Annotated in this window: 17 protein-coding genes, 1 tRNA gene and 1 pseudogene; 10 read left to right on the forward strand and 9 right to left on the reverse strand. The window is 60.4% G+C overall.

The features are described from left to right. Window positions 1-221 precede the first annotated feature (221 nt). Window positions 222-2,150 (forward strand): transglycosylase SLT domain-containing protein, encoded by a 1,929-nt coding sequence (locus C6382_RS01985; RefSeq protein ID WP_107023018.1) that lies wholly within the window; start codon window positions 222-224, stop codon window positions 2,148-2,150. Window positions 2,151-2,227: 77 nt separating this feature from the next. On the opposite strand, the gene C6382_RS01990 is transcribed toward C6382_RS01985, so the two are convergent. Further along, on the reverse strand, window positions 2,228-3,031 hold the full coding sequence (locus tag C6382_RS01990) for an MOSC domain-containing protein (RefSeq protein ID WP_107022861.1): 804 nt from the start codon (window positions 3,029-3,031) through the stop codon (window positions 2,228-2,230). A gap of 46 nt (window positions 3,032-3,077) precedes the next feature. Next, window positions 3,078-4,013, reverse strand: coding sequence for a chemotaxis protein CheV (locus C6382_RS01995; RefSeq protein WP_107022862.1), 936 nt, complete (start codon window positions 4,011-4,013; stop codon window positions 3,078-3,080). A 349-nt stretch (window positions 4,014-4,362) separates the two neighbouring features. On the opposite strand from C6382_RS01995, the gene C6382_RS02000 reads away from it, so the two are divergent. The 3 genes from C6382_RS02000 to C6382_RS02010 all read left to right on the forward strand — a co-directional run bounded on the left by C6382_RS02000 (window position 4,363) and on the right by C6382_RS02010 (window position 6,855). After that, entirely contained in the window at window positions 4,363-4,860 is a 498-nt protein-coding gene (locus C6382_RS02000) for a histidine kinase (RefSeq protein WP_107022863.1), read from the forward strand. A 448-nt stretch (window positions 4,861-5,308) separates the two neighbouring features. Beyond that, window positions 5,309-6,199, forward strand: a complete 891-nt coding sequence (locus C6382_RS02005) for a sensor histidine kinase (RefSeq protein WP_107022864.1) — start codon at window positions 5,309-5,311, stop codon at window positions 6,197-6,199. Continuing rightward, the gene (locus C6382_RS02010) at window positions 6,196-6,855 is read left to right on the forward strand and encodes a response regulator transcription factor (RefSeq protein ID WP_107022865.1); all 660 of its coding nucleotides are present in this window, start codon (window positions 6,196-6,198) and stop codon (window positions 6,853-6,855) included. The genes C6382_RS02005 and C6382_RS02010 overlap by 4 nt, the downstream gene beginning before the upstream one ends. Here C6382_RS02010 and yegS read toward each other — a convergent pair. After that, window positions 6,839-7,738, reverse strand: a complete 900-nt coding sequence (gene yegS, locus C6382_RS02015; protein WP_107022866.1) for a lipid kinase YegS — start codon at window positions 7,736-7,738, stop codon at window positions 6,839-6,841. The genes C6382_RS02010 and yegS overlap by 17 nt on opposite strands. A gap of 277 nt (window positions 7,739-8,015) precedes the next feature. Here yegS and C6382_RS02020 point away from each other — a divergent pair, with 277 nt between their 5' ends. Both C6382_RS02020 and C6382_RS02025 read left to right on the forward strand, forming a co-directional pair. Then, on the forward strand, window positions 8,016-9,470 hold the full coding sequence (locus C6382_RS02020) for a mannose-1-phosphate guanylyltransferase/mannose-6-phosphate isomerase (protein ID WP_107022867.1): 1,455 nt from the start codon (window positions 8,016-8,018) through the stop codon (window positions 9,468-9,470). 64 nt (window positions 9,471-9,534) lie between these two features. Next, window positions 9,535-10,782 (forward strand): glycosyltransferase family 4 protein, encoded by a 1,248-nt coding sequence (locus C6382_RS02025; protein WP_107022868.1) that lies wholly within the window; start codon window positions 9,535-9,537, stop codon window positions 10,780-10,782. On the opposite strand, the gene glp is transcribed toward C6382_RS02025, so the two are convergent. Continuing rightward, window positions 10,771-11,958: a gephyrin-like molybdotransferase Glp gene (gene glp / locus C6382_RS02030; RefSeq protein ID WP_178082734.1), complete on the reverse strand. Its 1,188-nt coding sequence runs from the start codon at window positions 11,956-11,958 to the stop codon at window positions 10,771-10,773. The two genes, C6382_RS02025 and glp, sit on opposite strands and share 12 nt — an antisense overlap. Before the next feature lie 22 nt (window positions 11,959-11,980). Further along, window positions 11,981-12,520, reverse strand: coding sequence for a molybdenum cofactor biosynthesis protein B (gene moaB / locus C6382_RS02035; protein WP_107022870.1), 540 nt, complete (start codon window positions 12,518-12,520; stop codon window positions 11,981-11,983). Between the two features lie 192 nt (window positions 12,521-12,712). Between moaB and C6382_RS02040 the strand changes: the two genes are divergently transcribed. The 3 genes from C6382_RS02040 (at window position 12,713) to C6382_RS02050 (ending at window position 13,575) form a co-directional block, all read left to right on the forward strand. Next, window positions 12,713-12,934, forward strand: coding sequence for a YgdI/YgdR family lipoprotein (locus C6382_RS02040; RefSeq protein WP_107022871.1), 222 nt, complete (start codon window positions 12,713-12,715; stop codon window positions 12,932-12,934). A gap of 65 nt (window positions 12,935-12,999) precedes the next feature. Beyond that, window positions 13,000-13,076 (forward strand) — tRNA-Pro (locus tag C6382_RS02045). Window positions 13,077-13,212: 136 nt separating this feature from the next. Continuing rightward, window positions 13,213-13,575: a glycine zipper domain-containing protein gene (locus C6382_RS02050; protein WP_107022872.1), complete on the forward strand. Its 363-nt coding sequence runs from the start codon at window positions 13,213-13,215 to the stop codon at window positions 13,573-13,575. Between the two features lie 87 nt (window positions 13,576-13,662). On the opposite strand, the gene mqo is transcribed toward C6382_RS02050, so the two are convergent. From mqo to C6382_RS02065, 4 genes and pseudogenes are all read right to left on the reverse strand, one after another. Beyond that, window positions 13,663-15,261 (reverse strand): malate dehydrogenase (quinone), encoded by a 1,599-nt coding sequence (gene mqo / locus C6382_RS02055; protein WP_107022873.1) that lies wholly within the window; start codon window positions 15,259-15,261, stop codon window positions 13,663-13,665. A 387-nt stretch (window positions 15,262-15,648) separates the two neighbouring features. Beyond that, window positions 15,649-16,416 (reverse strand): methyl-accepting chemotaxis protein, encoded by a 768-nt coding sequence (locus C6382_RS24545; protein WP_371919549.1) that lies wholly within the window; start codon window positions 16,414-16,416, stop codon window positions 15,649-15,651. A 117-nt stretch (window positions 16,417-16,533) separates the two neighbouring features. Continuing rightward, a pseudogene (locus tag C6382_RS24550) lies at window positions 16,534-17,313 on the reverse strand (methyl-accepting chemotaxis protein); the annotation flags it as partial. Between the two features lie 161 nt (window positions 17,314-17,474). Beyond that, a complete protein-coding gene (locus C6382_RS02065; RefSeq protein WP_107022875.1) occupies window positions 17,475-19,247 on the reverse strand; it encodes an ABC transporter transmembrane domain-containing protein in 1,773 nt (590 codons plus the stop codon). Between the two features lie 255 nt (window positions 19,248-19,502). Between C6382_RS02065 and C6382_RS24110 the strand changes: the two genes are divergently transcribed. Next, window positions 19,503-19,676 (forward strand): PA1571 family protein, encoded by a 174-nt coding sequence (locus C6382_RS24110; protein WP_178082729.1) that lies wholly within the window; start codon window positions 19,503-19,505, stop codon window positions 19,674-19,676. Window positions 19,677-19,683 lie beyond the last annotated feature (7 nt).

Below are 19,683 nucleotides of genomic sequence, written 5' to 3' on the forward strand. Positions count from 1 at the left end.
GATCTTCTCCAAAAACCGGGCGCGCATTCTACCCGACTTGGGCCTGCTTCACATTAAACAGACGTGCCACCGGACAGATCCGACGGCAGGCCATGTGATTACAACTGGATACAAGCACAATGCTTTCATCCACCCATGGCAAACGGCTAAGCTTAAACAATGTAATCCCAACAGTGCTGGCTTCGCCGTCACTTTTCATGGTCAAACTGCCCGGACGTATCATGCGCAGCCGCCTGTTAAATCTAGTTTCCTGCCTGCTTCTCTCGGCTTCCGCAGCCAGCGTCGCCCAGGCCACCGACATCACCGTGCAGCGCCAGTACTATGACGAGGCCAAGCGCGCCCTGGCCAAGGGTGACAAGGGCCCCTACCTGCGTTACGCGCAAGCGTTGAGCGACTATCCGCTGACGCCTTACCTGGCCTACGACGAGCTGACCGCGCGTCTGAAAACCGCCAGCAATGCCGAGATCGAGAAATTCCTCGCCGCGCATGGCGACCTACCCCAGGCCAACTGGATGAAATTGCGCTGGTTGCGCTGGCTGGCCGAACGCGGCGAGTGGGAGACCTTCAGCCGTTACTACGACCCGAAGTTGAACTTCACCGAACTCGACTGCCTCAATGGTCAGCGTCAGCTGATCCAGGGCCAGCGCGCCGAAGGCTATGCCTCGGCAGAAAAACTCTGGCTGGTGGGCAAGTCCCAACCCGCCGCCTGCGATGCCTTGTTCGACCGCTGGGCCGCCGAAGGCCAGCTCAACGAGCAGAAGCGCTGGCAGCGCACCAAGCTGGCAGCTCAGGCGCGCAACTATGCCCTGGCCAACAGCCTGACCAGAACCCTCACCACCCTCGCCCCTCAGGGTCGCTTGCTGATTGAGGTGGCACAGAAGCCACAGCTGTTGAACCAGCCTGGACGCTTCGTACCGGTCAACGAGGCCATGTCCGATGTGGTCAGCCTGGGCCTGCGCCGCCTGGCGCGCCAGGACCCGGAGCGGGCCATGCGCCTGCTGGACGACTATGCCAACCGCATGCATTTCTCCCGCGACGAGAAAGTCGCCATCGCCCGCGAAATCGGCCTGACCCTGGCCCGTCGCTACGACCCGCGGGCCCTGGACCTGATGACCCGCTACGACCCCGAACTGCGCGACAACACCGTCACTGAATGGCGTCTGCGCCTGCTGCTGCGTTTGGGGCGCTGGGACGATGCCTACCAACTGACCAAACGCCTGCCTGCAGACCTGGCCACCAGCAGCCGCTGGCGCTACTGGCAAGCGCGCAGCCTGGAACTGGCGCAGCCGAAGAACCCGCAAATTCCGCTGTTGTACCAGACCGTGGCCCGCGAGCGTGACTTCTACGGCTTTCTTGCCGCAGACCGGGCGAAAACCCCTTACCAGCTGAACAACAAGCCACTGGTACTGAGCCCGGCCTTGATGAACAAGGTGCGCAACACACCGGGTATTCGTCGCGCCCTGGAATTCCATGCCCGCGGTCAGATCGTCGACGGTCGCCGCGAGTGGTACCACGTCAGCCGCCACTTCAACCGCGACGAAATGGTTGCCCAGGCGCGCCTGGCCTATGACATGCGCTGGTACTTCCCGGCGATTCGTACCATCAGCCAGGCAAAATACTGGGATGACCTGGACATCCGCTTCCCGATGGCGCATCGCGACACCCTGGTGCGCGAAGCCAAGGTTCGTGGCCTGCACTCAAGCTGGGTGTTCGCCATCACTCGCCAGGAAAGCGCCTTCATGGAGGACGCCCGCTCCAGCGTTGGCGCCAGCGGCCTGATGCAGCTGATGCCGGCCACTGCCAAGGAGACTGCACGCAAGTTCAGCATCCCGCTGGCTTCCCCGGCCCAGGTGTTCAACCCGGACAAGAACATTCAGCTCGGTGCGGCGTACCTGAGCCAGGTGCACAGCCAGTTCAACGGCAACCGGGTACTCGCTTCGGCCGCCTATAACGCAGGCCCTGGCCGTGTACGGCAATGGCTGCGTGGCGCCGACCACCTGAGCTTCGATGTCTGGGTGGAATCGATCCCGTTTGATGAGACCCGTCAGTATGTGCAAAACGTACTGTCTTACTCGGTGATCTACGGGCAGAAGCTCAACTCACCGCAGCCGCTGGTGGACTGGCATGAGCACTATTTCGATGACCAGTAGTTGAGTGCAATCGCGGGGGCAAGCCCGCTCCCACAGAAGTTGCCGACCTGTGGGAGCGGGCTTGCCCCGCGATTTGATTACTCCAGCACCGTCACCGGCATCCCCACCTCAAGCACCCCGCTACCATCAGCCACCAGGTTCTGCCCGAACAGCACATCGCCTTCCTTCTGCCGATAGGTTTTGAGTGTGGTCAGGGGTTCGCGATCCGCACTGCGCTCGCCGGTCTGCGGATCAATGGTAGTCATGATGCAACGCTCGCAAGGCTTGAGTACACGAAACTCCACCGCGCCGATACGGATTCGCTTCCAGCCATCCTCGGCAAAGGCTTCTGCGCCCTCCACCACCAGGTTGGGACGAAAGCGCTGCATCTCCAGCGGCCGCCCGACCTTCTCTACCAGATCATCGAGCGACGCCTGGCCGATCAACAGCAAGGGGAAACCGTCGGCAAAAGCCACCCGATCACTGTTCAGGCCATAGCCTCCAGGCAGGAACCGGCTGCGCTCTTCGGGCACATAGACCAGTCGCACCTCTTTGCCAATAAATTCGCTGAGCCACTGTGCAGCGGCATCACCGGCATCCGGGACGCGAAAAGTGTCGCGCCAGATGGTGACACCGCGCAGATCGCTGCCAGTCTGCGGTACGGCAACCTTCAACGCAGTCCGCCCAGGCGCTTCCAGGGTCAGCCCGCCATCAACCCCGTGCAACGCCGTCAACTGGCTCATCTGCGGATACGCGCGCTGGGTCAGGAAGCGGCCATTGTCACGCTCTGCAAGCATCCAGCGACGGTCGCCTTCCAATCCCAGCAGACCCAGCGACGACGTTTGCAGCGCCTGGCCGCGCGCGGATTTGAGCGGATATCGGTACAACGCACTCAATTGCATCGGTGACCTGTCCTTTTGCCGGTTTAAAGCCTTAGCTTATACCGACTCAGGCCGTCGCTTCATCCAGCATCAGGCGTTGGCGAACAACATCGACCAACTTGTCAGGCTGAAACTTGGAGAGGAAGTTGTCACAACCGACTTTCTTCACCATCGACTCGTTGAAACTGCCCGACAGCGAGGTGTGCAACACTACATGCAACGGGCGCAGACGTGGGTCGTTACGGATCTCGGTAGTCAGGCGGTAGCCGTCCATCTCGGGCATCTCGGCATCAGTGAAAATCATCAACAGCTTTTCACACATATCTTCGCCAGCGTCGGCCCAGCCTTTGAGCATGCGCAAGGCTTTGAGGCCATCACTGGCGACATGCATTTTCACCCCCAACTGAGACAATGTCTCGCGCAGCTGAGCCAAGGCCACAGTGGAATCGTCAACCAACAGCACCTCGCGACCTCGGGCCCGCGCCAACACCGGGTCCTCCAACTTGGAGCGCGAGACCTTGGCACTGTAAGGCACAATTTCGGCCAGCACTTTCTCTACGTCGATGATCTCCACCAGTTGCTCATCGACCTTGCTGATCGCCGTCAGGTAATGCTGACGACCGGCACTGGTGGGTGGCGGCATGATGGCTTCCCAGTTCATGTTGACGATACGGTCGACCCCACCGACCAGGAACGCCTGCACAGAACGGTTGTACTCAGTGACAATAATGGTACTGCCTGGCCCCGGCGTAAGCGGGCGCATGCCGATAGCCTGGGACAGATCGATCACCGGCAATGTCTGCCCGCGCAGGTTGACTACACCACAGACGAAAGCATGACGCTGCGGCATCAAGGTCAGTTTGGGCATCTGCAGCACCTCCTGAACCTTGAACACGTTGATCGCGAACAACTGTCGCCCGGCCAGGCGGAACATCAGGATTTCCAGGCGGTTCTCACCCACCAGCTGCGTTCTTTGGTCTACTGTGTCGAGAATGCCAGCCATTAAAGAACCCCCAGGCTTGTTCCAAGAAATGAACCCATTGGCCCTGTATCGGCCAGATCAGGCACAGCTTGACCCCCTGAAGAAAATGCTCAGCCGGTCATTGATGTCATTTTAACATCATGCTTTACTGCGCTCAGCCCCTTCCTGTCGTAAACACCCGCAAAGGGTCGTAATCACATCACCCCACCAGGGAAACCCCTAGTGACAATCGGGTGAGACCTGATGTTCGCGATATCCATTAGCCATTAATGTGACGCCATTCTCATTGCATGAACGGAGTCAGGCTTTTGTCAGCGACCGCCTCGTTGTGGCCAGCCCCTGCTCCAGCCTTTTGTGCTGGAGCCAAATGATGGCTAACGAATCACTGAACAGCTGCGCCCTGCAGGATTTCCTCGTGGACGCCCAGGTTCTGCTGACCCAGGCCGAAGAGTGCCTGCAGCACCTGGAACTGATCGACAACGATCCGGATGCCTGCCACTGCCTCAACGATACCTTGGCTACGCTAGTGAGTCGCGCCCAGACCTTGGGGCTCGTGGAGGTGGCCAGCTACAGCAAGCAACTGCAGCACTTACTGAAAACTGCTCACAACCCGTCGCGACTGCCCGGCAGCGCCTTGCCGGCGCTGGAAGAGTGTCTGACCCTGCTGGCCTGGCAATTGGAACTGGTTGACCCGCACACCGGCCGCTTAAGCCTGGATACAGATGAACAGGTGGTGCTACTGGACAACCTGGCGGTCGCCCTGAACCCGACCTCGACCCGTGCTTCCTGCAGCTCAAGCATGCCCCCCTGCAAACACCCACCGTACACACCCCACGAGACAACTGGGCGCCCAACTACAGAAAACTAAAGGGTAATAGACAAAGATCCAGCACTGGCTATCGGCAGTGCTCTGCGCTACGCACTGGCCAGCAACTTTTCCCGTTTTCTGATTAATTCTGCAATCGTTTTCACAACTGCAGATTTAATTCATTTAGTGGAAATCTTACAGCGCTCAAAGTAGTGGCAAAGTGACAGCCTAGCACCCATCACGGCAGCCTGTATCAGCCCATAAAACCTGACGATTCATACAGTTATCAGAGTTCGCCACCCTTGGGACTTGAAGTGATACCATGCGTGCAGATGAAGGTTAGTCAGACCCTGGCCAATCATGCCCTCGAAGGTTCTATCTCTTGGCGCAGGTATTCATCACACCGCCCGGCGCCGACATTTAAATGATTTTGAAGGCAATACGACAACGCCCCTAGTTTGACCTGTTCAAGGCTTTCTTCAGCGATATTTCAGTGGCTTCATTTTATATGCTCTCAAGCCTCAATAGATTCAAGCTCTGGCGCCCCGGAGCCGCTCTGCTGCGCGGGCTGACCGCGCTCTTGTGCCTGGCCTCGATCATCGCCAACCTGGCGCTGTACCTCTACGCGTTGCCGATGCCGGCCGGCGTGCTGATCCTGCACATCGTCGCGATGCTAAGCATTGGCTGGCACCTGCGTCGCTGGGCACGCTCGATTGCTCTGCGCCCGGCAGAACTTGCCGATCGTCTGCTCAAGGTCCAGGAGAGCGAGCGCCAGCGCCTGAGCCGGGAGCTGCACGACGATATTGGCCAACTACTGACAGCCGCCAAACTCCAGGCTGACTGGCTGCAACGCCGGGTGCCAGGCGAACTGCAGGAGCACTGCGCCACCCTGCGCAGCACCCTGGACGACACCCTGGCCAATGTCCGTGACGTCTCGGCCATTCTCAACCCACGCCAGCTTTCCAGCCTGGGGTTGGAGGCCAGTTTGCGCGCACACTTGCTGCGCACCCTGGAAAACACCAGCGTGCACTGGAGCCTTGAGTGCCGCCAGCGCCTGGGCGGGATACCTGAAGACATGGCCATCGCTGCCTTCCGCATCACCCAGGAGGCGGTCACCAACATGCTTCGCCATGCCAGCGCGCATAACCTGATCGTCTGCATTGAGCGCCAGCCTGAAGGCCTGGCCTTGTCCATCAGCGACGATGGCCTGGGTTTCTTGCCCGCCAGCAACCCGGCGGATGAAGGACAATGCGGCATGGCCGGCATGCTTGAACGTGCCGCACTGCTTGATGGCACACTGTCAGTCAGCAGCCAGCCAGGCAAGGGTACTCGAATCGATGCCCTGCTTCCCTGGCCTCCACGCACCCTTGAACGCGCCAAGACAAATAACGCCCCATGACCTGTAAATTGCTACTGGTAGATGACCACTCACTGATTCGCGCCGGTGTTCGCGCCCTGGTCTCGGATATTCCCGGTTACACGGTGGTGGGTGAAGGCAATGACGGCAATCAGGTTGCCGAACTCGTACTGCAACTGGATCCAGACATTGTCCTGCTGGACATTTCGATGCGCGCGACCAACGGCCTGGACGCCCTCACCCAGCTAGGCGCCAGCGGCTGTCGCAGCAAAGTACTGATCCTGTCAATGCACACCGATCCTGACCTGATCATGCAGGCCCTGGAAAGCGGCGCCCATGGCTACCTGCTCAAGGACACCACCGCCACCGAACTGGAACAGGCCCTGGCTGCACTGCGCAACGGCGAGCGCTACCTGAGCCCGGCGATCGCCCACACCGTGATCAATCAGGCCCTGCTGCGAACCCAGAGCGTCAAGGCACCGACCTCGGATAACCACAACCTGACGGCCCGCCAACTGGAAATCCTGCGCTTGATCGTGCGCGGCAAATCCACTCGCGAGATTGCCCACGGGTTGGGCCTGAGCATCAAGACCGTAGAAACTCACCGCTCACAAATCATGAAACGCCTACAGATCTACGACGTTGCCGGCCTGGTACTGTTTGCCGTACGCGAGCAGATCATCAGCCTCGACGACTGAGCAACGGCGAGTCAGACGGCAGGTGTACCCGCAAGGCGCCTGCCAGCACCTCGAAACGTAGACTGTCACCCTGCAGCGGCTCGCCATCGAGGTTGATATCCAGCCCTTGCGAACACTTGATTTCAACCCAGGGCAGGCGCGCCCGCACAAACATGTTCTCCAGGCCCAGGCCGTCGCTTAACAGGCTGCGCAAAGTGCCCACCACCTCCTCTGGAGCCGGCAAAATGCTGATATCCAACAGCCCGTCATCCACTTGCGCCTGCGGGCAAAGCACATGCCCACCACCTGCCTGCCGACCATTGCCGATCCCCAGGGCCAGCAAGTCACCCCGCCATTGGAAATCCGGCCCATGCAACGCCACCGAGGCCGCGCTGAGCTCGCTGAATCGCGACAGGCCGGTGAACAGATACGCTGCCGCACCCAGCACTTTCTTCAGGTCTTCAGAGGTATTGGCGGTGATCTGGCTGCCAAAACCGCCGGTAGCCATATTGAGAAACACCTGCTCACCCACCTGCCCCAGATCAATGCACCGGGCAGGCGTTTCCAGCAACCCGAGCGCCTGCTCAGGCTCCAGCGGTACACCTGCAGCCCGGGCAAAATCATTGGCGGTCCCCAACGGCAGAAGCACCAGACTTGCCTGGGAAGCGACCCGCACCATGGCTTCGGCGACATCGCGCAAAGTGCCGTCTCCACCACCGGCCACCACGTACCGGTAGCCGCCCGCCTGCGCCTCGTTAACCAGCCGTGCGGCATCGCCGGCCTCCCAGGTAAGGCGCACATCAAGCTGCCAGCCACGCCCGCGCAGCGCAGCGACGGCGGCACGCACCTGTTCGTTCATGGCCTGCTTGCCATGCAGGATGATCAAGGTTTTGTGCTGCGTCATGGTGCCTCCCCGGCGAAAGAAAGCTTGAGCATCTCGACCACAGGACAAGGGCATTTACTGCACGCCCAATAGTCGATCGAATGGAAAATTTGCCGGGCATTCACACAAATATCATTGAAAGCAGGAACGCCCGGGCGCATCATTCGACAAATATTTGGCCCTCAAGGAAGATGCTGATGGTAAAAGTCATTTTATTGACTTATTACGCGAGCGCCTGCCAGGTCCCGGTTTCCCTTTACTGCACTGTAGTTTCAGTGCCCTGACTCAAGGCTGTGAAATGAGCGTTCTGATCCCCTGCATCATCGCCGGCGGCGCCGGCACTCGCCTTTGGCCGGTTTCCCGCGAAACCATGCCTAAACCGTTCATGCGCCTGCCTGATGGCCAGAGCCTGCTGCAAAAGACCTTTTCCCGCGCCAGTGCGCTGCCAGACGTCGAACGGGTCCTGACGGTAACCAACCGTGAAGTGTATTTCCGTACTCAGGATGAGTACCGCCAGTTGAACCAGAGCGGCATGAGCCTGGACTTCATCCTCGAGCCCTTTGGCCGCAATACTGCTCCAGCCATCGCAGCGGCCGCCCTGCACTGCGCCAAGCTGTATGGCGAAAGCGCCTTGCTGCTGGTGCTGCCCGCCGACCACCTGATCAGCGACCTGCCAGCCTTCGAACAGGCGGTGGCACAAGCCCGCGATCTGGCGCAACAAGGTTGGCTGACCACCTTCGGCCTGGTGCCCAGCCACGCCGAAACCGGATTTGGCTATATCGAGAAAGGCCAGGCCCTGGGGGCGCAAGGCTACAAAGTGCAGCGTTTTGTCGAAAAGCCCGATGCAGCCACTGCCCAGCGTTACCTGGAGGGTGGCCAGCACCTGTGGAATGCCGGCATGTTCTGCATGCGCGTCGATGCAATCCTGGCAGAACTGGACCGCCACGTTCCGGACCTGCTCGCCAGCGTCCACCATTGCCTGCAACACAGTCCGAGCAAACAGGGTGAGGGTGAACTGCAGCTGGAACTGGACTCGCAGACCTTCGAGAGGGTACCGGACATCTCCATCGATTACGCCGTCATGGAAGCCTCCAATCAGGTGGCCGTACTACCCGCTGACCTGGGCTGGAGCGACATCGGCTGCTGGCAGGCGGTACGCGGTCTGAAGGAAGCCGACCAGAATGGCAACCAGTGCAATGGCGAGACCGTCCTGCACGACGTCTCCAATTGCTACATCGACTCGCCCCGCCGCCTGGTCGGCGCTGTGGGCCTCGACAACCTGATCATCATCGACACCCCCGACGCCCTGCTGATCGCCGATGCCGCGCGCAGCCAGGAGGTCAAAGTGATCGCTCAGCAGCTCAAGCACCAGGGCCATGATGCCTATCGCCTGCACCGCACTGTGAACCGTCCATGGGGCATGTACACGGTGCTCGAGGAAGGTCCGCGCTTCAAGATCAAGCGCATCGTGGTTCGCCCTCAAGCATCGCTGTCACTGCAGATGCACCACCATCGCAGTGAACACTGGATCGTGGTCAGCGGTATGGCCTGCGTGACCAACGGTGAAGACGAGTTTCTGCTCGACACCAATGAATCGACCTTTATCAAACCGGGGCGGGTACATCGCCTGACCAACCCCGGCGTGATCGACCTGGTCATGATCGAAGTACAAAGTGGCGAATATATGGGCGAGGACGACATCGTGCGCTTTACTGATATCTATGGACGCGCCCCGGAACCAGCCAGCAGCTGACCCCCAGGCGTGTCCTTTGATATCTGCATGCCGTTACCCGCCTGGTGATAGAGGAAAAGGGGTCATGCGCGTACTCTGGACACTGCCTTACCTGCCCTGGCCAACCACCAGTGGCGGCAAAACCCGGCAATACCACCTGCTGCGCAGCCTGGCGCAGCGTGGCCACCAGATCACCTTGCTGGTGCAGTCGAAAATCCCGCCCAGCGAGGCGGCACGCCAGGCGCTCGAGCCCCTGCTCGAACGCCTGATCGTGTTACCCAGGCGCCCGCTGCATAGTCCGCTGAACTTGCTGGCTGCGGTATACGCCGACTATCCCATGCGAGCCAGTGTCAACGGCCTGGCTCCGCACCTGCGCCATCAATTCGAACAACTGCTGGAAGAACGCTGGGATGTGATCCAGATCGAGCACAGCTATAGCTTCCAGCCGTTCGAAAAGGCCCTGCAAGCTCGACGCCTGCCCTTCCTGCTCAGTGAACACACTATCGAATCGGTATCCGGTGCCGCCTGCCATGACCGCCTGCCACTATGGCTGCGACCGTTCAATGCCTTCGACCGCTGGCGCTACCGGCGCTGGGAAAACCGGGTACTGAGCCAGGCCCACGAAGTGGTGGCGGTCAGCCCCAAGGATGTCGAACACATCAGCCGATTGACCGGCTTTCCCGCTTCGCTGGTGATCAATGGCGTGGACTGCGCGCATTACCAGGATATCCAGCCGTCGCTGCATAGCCAGCGCCTGCTGTTTGTCGGCAACTTCGAGTACAGCGCCAGTCTCGAAGCGATCGAATGGGCACTGGAGGATATCCTTCCGCAGGTCTGGCAGAGCAACCCGGCGGTACGCTTGGCCATCGTCGGACATGCCTTGCCGGACAGCTGGAAATCGCGCTGGAACGACCCGCGAATCGAATGGGTCGGCTACCTGCCTGACCTGCGTGAGCTGCAACGTCATTCGGCAATTTTTTTCGCCCCGCTGCGTTATGCCGGTGGTTCGAAAATCAAAGTGCTGGAAGCCATGGCCGCTGGCTTACCTGTCGTCACTACCGCCAAGGGCGTCTGCGGCCTGCAGGTGACCCAGGGCGAACACTACCTGGGCAGTGACGATGGCGATCAACTGGCCTTGCTCATCACCCAATTGCTCAACCAGCCTTGGCGCATGCGCCAGTTATCCGAAGCCGCGCGTCAGTTCGTCCATGAGCGCCACGACTGGAGCATTGCTGCGGCCCAGCTGGAAAGCGTGCACACGCGCCTGAGCCAGCGCGCGCCCACACTGAGCAATCTGAGCGACAACGGTTTGCTCAGTCGCTCAGCCGAGTAGTTCACTCAAGGGAATGAACTGCACGGTATCGCCTTTGGCGGGTGTAGTGCCCTCACGGACCTCCACCAGGCCCTCGGCCCAGGCAGCGCTGCGCAGCACGCCAGAACTCTGGTTCTTGTAGATCTGCGCACACCCCTGGTCCAGCCGCGCGCGCAGGTACTCCCGACGACTGCCAGCTTTGGGCCAGTCAAAACCGGCTGGTACCGGGAACTGCAGAGGGGTCACCTCCCTCACACCCTGGCGGCGCAGCAGATACGGGCGGGTCAGCAGACCGAAGGTCACCAGGGTCGAAGCCGGATTGCCAGGCAAGCCGATCACCGGCACGCCTTTGTAGTGGCCGAAGGTCAATGGTTTGCCGGGCTTGATCGCCAGCTTCCAGAGCGCCAGTTCGCCTGCTTCGCGCAAGGCCAGGCCCAGGTAATCGGCCTCGCCCACGGAAACACCACCGGTCGACAGGATCAAATCGACCTGACCCAATCCCGCCAGACAATCACGGGTTTTTTGCAGGTCGTCGGCAAGGATCCCGGCATCGATCACCTCGCAGCCCAGGCGCTGCAGCCAACTGACCAGCAGGCGGCGATTACTGTTGTAGATCTGCCCTGGCCCCAGCGGCAAGCCCGGCTCTACCAGCTCATCGCCGGTAGACAACACCGCAACCTTGACCCTGCGCACCACCATGAGCGTGGCGCAACCCAGCGTTGCCGCCAGCCCCAGCTCAATCGGCCCCAGCCGGGTACCCGCCGCCAGCACCGACTCACCGACACGGGTTTCCTGGCCTTGCGGACGTATATTCTGACCCGCGCGCATCGGCTCGCTGAAGCGCACCCGCTGATCCTCGAGGACCTCGGCGTTCTCCTGCATCTCGACGCAATCGGCACCCGCCGGCAACGGTGCACCGGTAAAGATCCTCGCACAGGTGCCTGACTGCAATGGCTCCGGGGCGTGACCGGCGAAAATCCGCTGACTGACCGGCAACGCCTCGCCCTGCCAGTCAGCCAGGCGCAAGGCATAACCGTCCATGGCACTGTTGGGCCAAGGCGGCAGATCCAGACTGGCAATCAGCGCTTCGGCCAGCACCCGCCCCTCAGCCTGTGCCAAGGCTACCTGCTCGGTCTCGACGATGGGCGCGGACTCAGCCAGTGCCAGTAAGCGTGCCAGTGCGTCTTCAACCGGCATCAACGGCTTGTTCACAGGTACCTCAACCACGGCTGGCGCAGGGCTCGGCCTGCTTGAGATGGGTAACGAAGTTGCACGGACGATGACGGGCATCGAGTTGCTCGGCAAGGATGCCATCCCAACCGGTGCGCACAGCATTGGTCGAACCCGGCAGGCAGCAGACCAGGGTACCGTTGGCCAACCCGGCCAGGGCACGCGACTGCACCGTTGAAGTACCGATGTCCGCCAGGGAGATGTGGCGGAACAGCTCACCGAAGCCATCGACCTGTTTATCCAGCAGGCAGGCAACGGCTTCTGGAGTGCTATCACGACCGGTGAAGCCGGTGCCACCGGTAATCAACACCACCTGCACCTGCTCATCGGCAATCCAGGTGGCGACCTGGGCGCGAATCTTGTACAGATCGTCTTTGAGCAACACCCGTGCAGCGAGACCGTGGCCGGCTTCGGTCAGACGATCGACAAACACCTGACCAGAGGTGTCGGTTTCCAGGGTACGGGTATCGCTGACCGTCAATACCGCGATGTTCAGCGGCACGAAAGGTACATCTGCCTTGGCTTTCATGGGACCTTGATCCATTGAGGGAGTATGGGCGGTGTTATATCACAGCCCTGCCCGGCTCGCGCCCATGACCCGGCCCGGACGTGCCGCCGATCAATAGTGCCGCGCAGTAGCTATGCTGCAATGGACAAGGAACTTGCGCCGTCGCCATGCGTCTCAAGGACATTACGCACCACCCTTTACTGGAGAAACATGATGATTCAACGGACCTTCCCCGCCTTCCTGCTCGCTCTGGGCCTGGGCACTCTGGCCGGTTGCTCCTCGCCAACCGTCATCACCTTGAACGACGGTCGCGAAATCCAGGCGGTCGACACGCCGCAATATGACGATGAATCAGGCTTCTACGAATTTGAACAGCTCGATGGCAAACGTACACGCATCAACAAAGATCAGGTGCGTACCGTCAAGGACCTCTGATACCTGCGACAGCCCCTCTCAGGGGGGCTTGTCGAGGAGAAAATTCTGAGTAATATTTTCTCCATCGGAGTGTAGCGCAGCCAGGTAGCGCGTCTCGTTCGGGACGAGAAGGCCGCAGGTTCGAATCCTGTCTCTCCGACCAGATCACTCGACAAAAGCCCGCTCTCGTGCGCGGGCTTTTTCGTACCTGCTATTACGACAAACTGCACTGGCCAGCATTGCACCGCGATGACAGGGGCAGCAAAATGCGCGCCTTTCGAACTTAGAGGTTGGAACACATGCGTAAGACTCTTGCCGTCCTGACACTGGGCCTGCTGTGTGCACAAGGCGCGATGGCCGGCGATGGCCAGACTGCCCTGGGCGGCGGCCTGGGTGGCGTACTGGGTAACGTAGTCGGGAAACAGCTCGGCGGCAGCACCGGTGCTGCGATTGGTGCCGGCGTCGGTGGCGCAGCAGGCAGCGCCATGGCCGCGAAGAAGGGCAACAAGACCAAAGCGGCCATTGGTGGCGGTCTGGGTTCGGCCGGCGGTTCGCTGATCGGTGGCAAGCTCGGTGGTAGTACCGGCTCGACGATCGGTGCCGGCCTGGGTGGCGCAGCCGGCGGTGCACTGGGTAACAACCTGGCCGATAAGCATCGTTGATTCAGAGCTTGCCCCGCAATACTTTTGCAGAGCATAAACAAAACAGCCCCCTGAACAGGGGGCTGTTTGCTACTACCGATTCAAACCTTACAGCGCAGGCTCAGCCTGTACTGCAGCAGCCTCTTCCGGCAGCACCGGAACGTACAGCAGACCCAGGCGCGAGCTGCTCCATTCACGGGTCTTGTTGGTCAGCTCAAGGTTGTTGTTGAGCTTCTGGCCATAGGTCGGAACGATTTCCTTCAGTTTGGCCTGCCACTCAGGGGTCTTGATGCGATCCTTGTAGGTCTTCTCCAGCACACTAAGCATGATCGGCGCGGCAGTCGACGCACCTGGCGATGCACCCAGCAACGCGGCGATGGTGCCATCCTGGGCAGCGACGACTTCAGTACCGAACTGCAGTACGCCGCCGTGTACCGGATCCTTCTTGATCACCTGGACGCGTTGACCGGCCTGCAGCAGTTTCCAGTCTTCGTTCTTTGCGTTCGGGAAGTATTCACGCAGGGCTTGCATACGGTCATCGAAGCTGAGCATCAACTGCCCCATCAGGTAGGTGCTCAGGTCGATGTTATCGATACCGGCATGGGTCATCGGCATGATGTTGTGGGTGGTCAGTGCCGCGAACATGTCCAGCAGCGAACCGTTCTTGAGGAACTTGGTCGAGAAGGTCGCGAACGGGCCGAACAGCAGGACTTCCTTGCCGTCGATCACACGGGTGTCCAGGTGCGGAACGGACATTGGCGGTGCACCGACCGAAGCCTTGCCGTACAGCTTGGCCTTGTGACGGGCAACGATGTCCTGGTTGTCGGTCATCAGGAACTGACCGCCGACCGGGAAGCCTGCGTAGCCATCAGCCTCGGGAATACCGGACTTCTGCAGCAGCTTCAGGGCGCCACCACCGGCACCGATAAAGACGAACTTGGCCTTCACGCTGCGCTCAACGCCCTTGTTGGCCAGGTCAGCAACGACCACGGTCCAGGTGTTGTCAGCGTTGCGCACGATGTCACGCACTTCGTGCTGCACATGCAGCTTGACGTTGTCGTGCTTGGTCAGCGAGGCGATCAACTGGCGGGTGATTTCGCCGAAGTTGACGTCGGTACCGATCGCCATACGGGTTGCGGCGATCTTCTGGTCGGCAGCGCGGCCTTCCATCACGATCGGCACCCACTTCTGGATCTGGGTGTGATCTTCGGAATATTCCATGCCGCGGAACAGCGAGCTGTGCTGCAGGGCTTCATGACGCTTCTTGAGGAATTCGACGTTCTTGTCGCCCCAGACGAAGCTCATGTGCGGCACGTTGTTGATGAACGACTTCGGATTGCTCAGCACATTCTGCTCGACCTGGTAGGCCCAGAACTGCTTGGAGATCTCGAACTGCTCGTTGACTCCGACTGCCTTGCTGATGTCGATCTTGCCGTCGGCACCTTCGCTGGTGTAGTTCAGCTCGCAAAAGGCGGAGTGACCGGTACCGGCGTTGTTCCAGGCGTTGGAGCTTTCTTCGGCGACCTTGTCCAGGCGCTCATAGATGTCGATCGACCAGGTCGGTTCCAGCTCATTGAGGTAAGTCCCGAGACTTGCACTCATGATGCCGCCGCCGATCAGCAGTACATCTACGGTTTTCTCTGGCTCGCTGGGCTTGGAGCAACCGATGACACTCAGGCATAGGAGCGTCAGCAGGATTTTTTTCATAATTCAATCCAATTGAGGTGAAGTAATTGGCAATGACCGCTCACCCGTTGTGCACGCCCGGATTCTTGTTGTTGCTCGCGCAGACCAAAGCTTAGCGGGGCTCGGCGTTCAGGCAAGCAGCCTGGACGCGCGGGCAATGGTTGGCAGCTGGGGTTGTTCGATGGATCGGGAACGGTCGTCACCCTGACGATGGGCATTAAAGCCTGACGCCGGGTGCTTGCATGGCCTAGGCCTGACCGCCTTCAAGCACGAAGCAGGCCAACTTTTGCCAGACCAACGACTAATAGCTAGGACGAGTCGTCGCACCCCATCTTTAAAGGTTTTTCTGGCGGCAATCCGCCACATCGCCGTCCCTGCCGTGCGAAATATGGCGGATTTCCCCCTTTTTCAAGCGTTTAGCCGCGCGGTGACCTCGCCGAGCTGCCCCGACAGGCCATGCAGGCGATGCCCGGCCTGCTCGGTATGTTGCACCGCCTGCTGATTGGCGGTGGCGATGCGGGTGATCTCCACCAGATTGCGGGAGATGTCTTCAGCCACGCTGGTCTGCTCTTCGGCGGCCGTGGCGATCTGGCGGTTCATGTCGCGGATCGCCTCCACCGCCAGGGTAATGCGCTGCAGCATCTGGCCGGCACGCTGGACCTGCTCGGCACCCTCCTCACTGCGCTGCTGACCGCTTTCAATGGCCTTGACCGCCTCCAGGGCGCCGGACTGTACGGCACTGATAATCTGGTTGATCTCGGCAATCGAGGCGGCTGTGCGCTGCGCCAGGCTGCGCACTTCATCAGCGACCACGGCAAAGCCGCGACCGGCCTCCCCCGCCCGCGCCGCCTCAATGGCGGCGTTGAGCGCCAGCAGGTTGGTCTGCTCGGCAATCCCGCGAATCACCTCCAGCACCTTGCCGATCCTGGCACTGTCGGCCTCCAGATGGCGAATCACCGCCGCTGTACCGGCAATCTCCTGATTGACCGTGGCAATAGTGTCGATGGTGGCCTGCATCACCTGCTCGCCCGCCTGGGCACTATGATCGGCGTCATCGGCCGCGCGCGCGGCTTCAGCGGCATGGCGCGCCACTTCCTGAGCGGTGGCAGACATCTCGTGCATAGCCGTGGCCACCTGGTCGGTACGCTGGAACTGGTCATCGGTTCCACGAGCCATACCACCGGCAATGTTGCGCAGTTCGCCACTGGCCGTTTCCAGCTCACCGGCATTGTTCTGCAGGCGGGCAAACGTATCGGCGAGGAAGTCGCGCAAGGTGTTGGCGGCCACGGCCAGACGACCCAGCTCATCCTGACGGTCACTGGCTACCCGCGCCTCGAAACGTCCCTGACTCAACTGGGCGACATACTCGATCAGGCCACGGATCGGCTCGATCAGGCTGCGATTAACCAGCCAGAGACTGAACAGACCGACCAACAGTGCCGAACCGAACATCACCAACAGCCCCAGCCACACGGTGCGTTCAGCCGACTGATTGATGGCCTGGGCACGTGCCTGGGCGTCGCTACGCAGTTGGCTTACCAGTTCACTCATCTGCTCACTGGTCGCGCGATCCACGCCCTTGACCGCTTGATCCCCCGCCGTCGGGTCAGCCCCTGCCGCGAGGAACGCCTGACGCCCTTGTGCATAAGCCTGGCCCAACTGACGGTGGCTTTCCTTGAGCTGTTCGGCACGCGCCTTGAGCGTTGCGTCGCTAGTCTGAATCAACTGGTCAAGTATGCCCTGCACCTGCTGCTCACGGGCAAGGAACTGCTGCCAGTACTTGTCCAGGTCGGCCGGTTGCTTACCGCGCAACAGCACGTTTTTCCACTCCTGGACTTGAACCTTGAACTGCAGATTGGCCTCGTCAATCAACTGCGAGGCCTGCAATGGCCCGTCGATCAATTGCCCATAACCACGCACGCTGGACGACAGCAATTGAAAGCAGACCAGCGCGATCATCAGTATCGCCAACAGGCTGCCACCAAGTAGCGCGAGGATTTGCACTCTGAGGGATTTACGCAACATCGGAAGGAATCTCGGAACAAGGAGGAAGGAAACGACGCTTGATTGCATCGACCAGGCAAAGACGTCCTTGTCCTTGTTCACCGGCAACCGGCGCAGGCGAAAAAAAAGCTGCCATCATTCGACAGCAGCCTGATTCGAGCATGACGCAACAGCTGGAGGAGATAGTCTCAGGGGATTGCTACAGAAATGTGACAGCCTGTGGAACGCTGTCACATTTCCGTCACGACGTTGAACTGCAAGGCCGCCAGCCGCGCATACAACGGGCTTTGCTTAATCAATTGGCGATGCGTGCCGATAGCGACCAGGCGGCCCTGATCAATCACCGCGATACGGTCGGCATGCTGCACGGTGGCCAGGCGGTGAGCGATCACCAGGGTGGTGCGCCCGCTCATCAAGGTCGGTAGCGCCTGCTGGATCAGGTGCTCGCTCTGGGCATCGAGGGCACTGGTGGCCTCGTCCAGCAGCAGGATCGGCGCATCCACCAGCAAGGCCCGGGCGATGGCCAGGCGTTGACGCTGGCCGCCCGACAAGCCCAGGCCGGCATCGCCCAGGTGGGTCTGATAGCCCTGAGGCAGTTGCAGGATGAAATCATGGGCATGGGCACTGCGCGCGGCGGCTTCAACCTGCGCAGTGCTGGCATCGGCTCGGCCGTAACGAATGTTTTCCTCAACGGTACCGAAGAACAGCGCCGGGTTCTGCGCGACCAGGGCGAAGTGTCGGCGCAGGTCCTGCGGGTCCAGTCGCTTCAGGTCCTGGCCGTCCAGAAGGATTTGCCCTTGCTGAGGGTCATAGAAACGCAACAGCAGGTCAAACAAGGTCGATTTGCCCGCCCCCGAAGGCCCGACCAGCGCCAGCGTCTCCCCGGGTTCGATGATCAGGCCCAAGCCGTCGATCGCCGCAGGCTCAGGCCGCGACGGGTAGGCAAAGCGTACATCGCGAAGCTCAAGCCGACCGCTGACCCGCGACGCCGAGCGCTCCAGCCCCTGTGAAGGTGCACTGATTTCGCTGCGAGCGGCCAGCAACTCGGCAATTCGCTCCGCGGCTCCGGCAGCGCGTTGCAGCTCGCCGATCACCTCGCTAAGGGTGCCAAAGGCACCGCCAACGATAAGGCTATAGAACACGAAGGCTGCCAGTTCGCCCGCAGATATGCGCCCGGCAATCACATCCATGCCACCAACCCAGAGCATGACCCCCACAGCCCCAAGCACCAGCACGATCACCAGGGTAATCAGCCAGGCGCGCTGCAGGATGCGCTTACGCGCGACAGAGAAGGCCGCCTCTACAGTGTGACCGAAATGCTGCTGATCGCTGGCCTGGTGGTTGTAAGCCTGAACTGTCTTGATCTGCCCGAGGGTTTCAGCCACATAGCTGCCGACATCGGCTACCCGGTCCTGGCTCTGGCGCGACAGACTGCGCACCCGCCGCCCGAAGATCAGAATCGGCGCCAGCACCAGCGGCAACGCCAGCACCACGATGCTGGTGAGCTTGGGGTTGGTGACGAATAACAGCACGATACCGCCCAGCACCATCAGGGCATTGCGCAGGAACATCGACAACGACGAGCCGATCACCGATTGCAGCAAGGTGGTGTCGGCGGTCAGCCGTGACTGGATCTCCGAACTGCGATTACTCTCGAAAAAGCCAGGGTGAAGGTAAATCAGGTGAGCAAACACCTGCTGCCGGATATCGGCCACACAGCGTTCGCCGATCCACGACACCAGGTAAAAGCGGCTGAAAGTGCCAATGGCCAAGGCCAGCACCAGCATCAGGAAAAAACCTATGGACTGATTGAGCAGTTGCGGTGAACGGGTCATGAAGCCCTGATCGACCAACAGGCGGATACCCTGACCCAAGGACAAGGTGATGCCGGCAGTAACGACCAGGGCGAGCAAGGCCAGCAGGACCTGTTTGCGATACGGGCGAATGAAACGCCAGCCCAGACGCATTGCCTGACGCTGGCGAGGGGAAAAGCGATTGAGCATGTAGGGACCAGAAATCAGCTGTTTTACCCAGCGTACACCTGACCGCTCGCCCTACGCCAAGAAACGCCAGGGAAATGACCGCTTTTAAGGTTAGCCCTGCTGATCACTAGACCATTTCGTTCTAACGTACCACTGGAGGTTTACCCGGCTTTCTGGTGGACTGGAAGCATCGCACAGTGATAACCAAAAGAGCTGTCACAGGCCGGTCACGAGGCGATTCTAGTCTGAGCTTGCAACCTGATGAGGAGACAGGAAATGAGTTTGCAACAAGGCAATACCCAGCCCAAAGCCGCGCCGAACCCGCAGACACCTGTCGGCGGTTCGATCATCGGCCCAGACGGCAAAGAAATCACCATCACCGAAGCGATGGTTCAGGAGGCCTGCCAAAAGCTGGAGCAAAGCCGTAAAGACCCCGCCAAGAAAGACTGAACCTCCC

The organism is Pseudomonas sp. BBP2017 (assembly GCF_003024385.1).
Taxonomy (GTDB): domain Bacteria; phylum Pseudomonadota; class Gammaproteobacteria; order Pseudomonadales; family Pseudomonadaceae; genus Aquipseudomonas.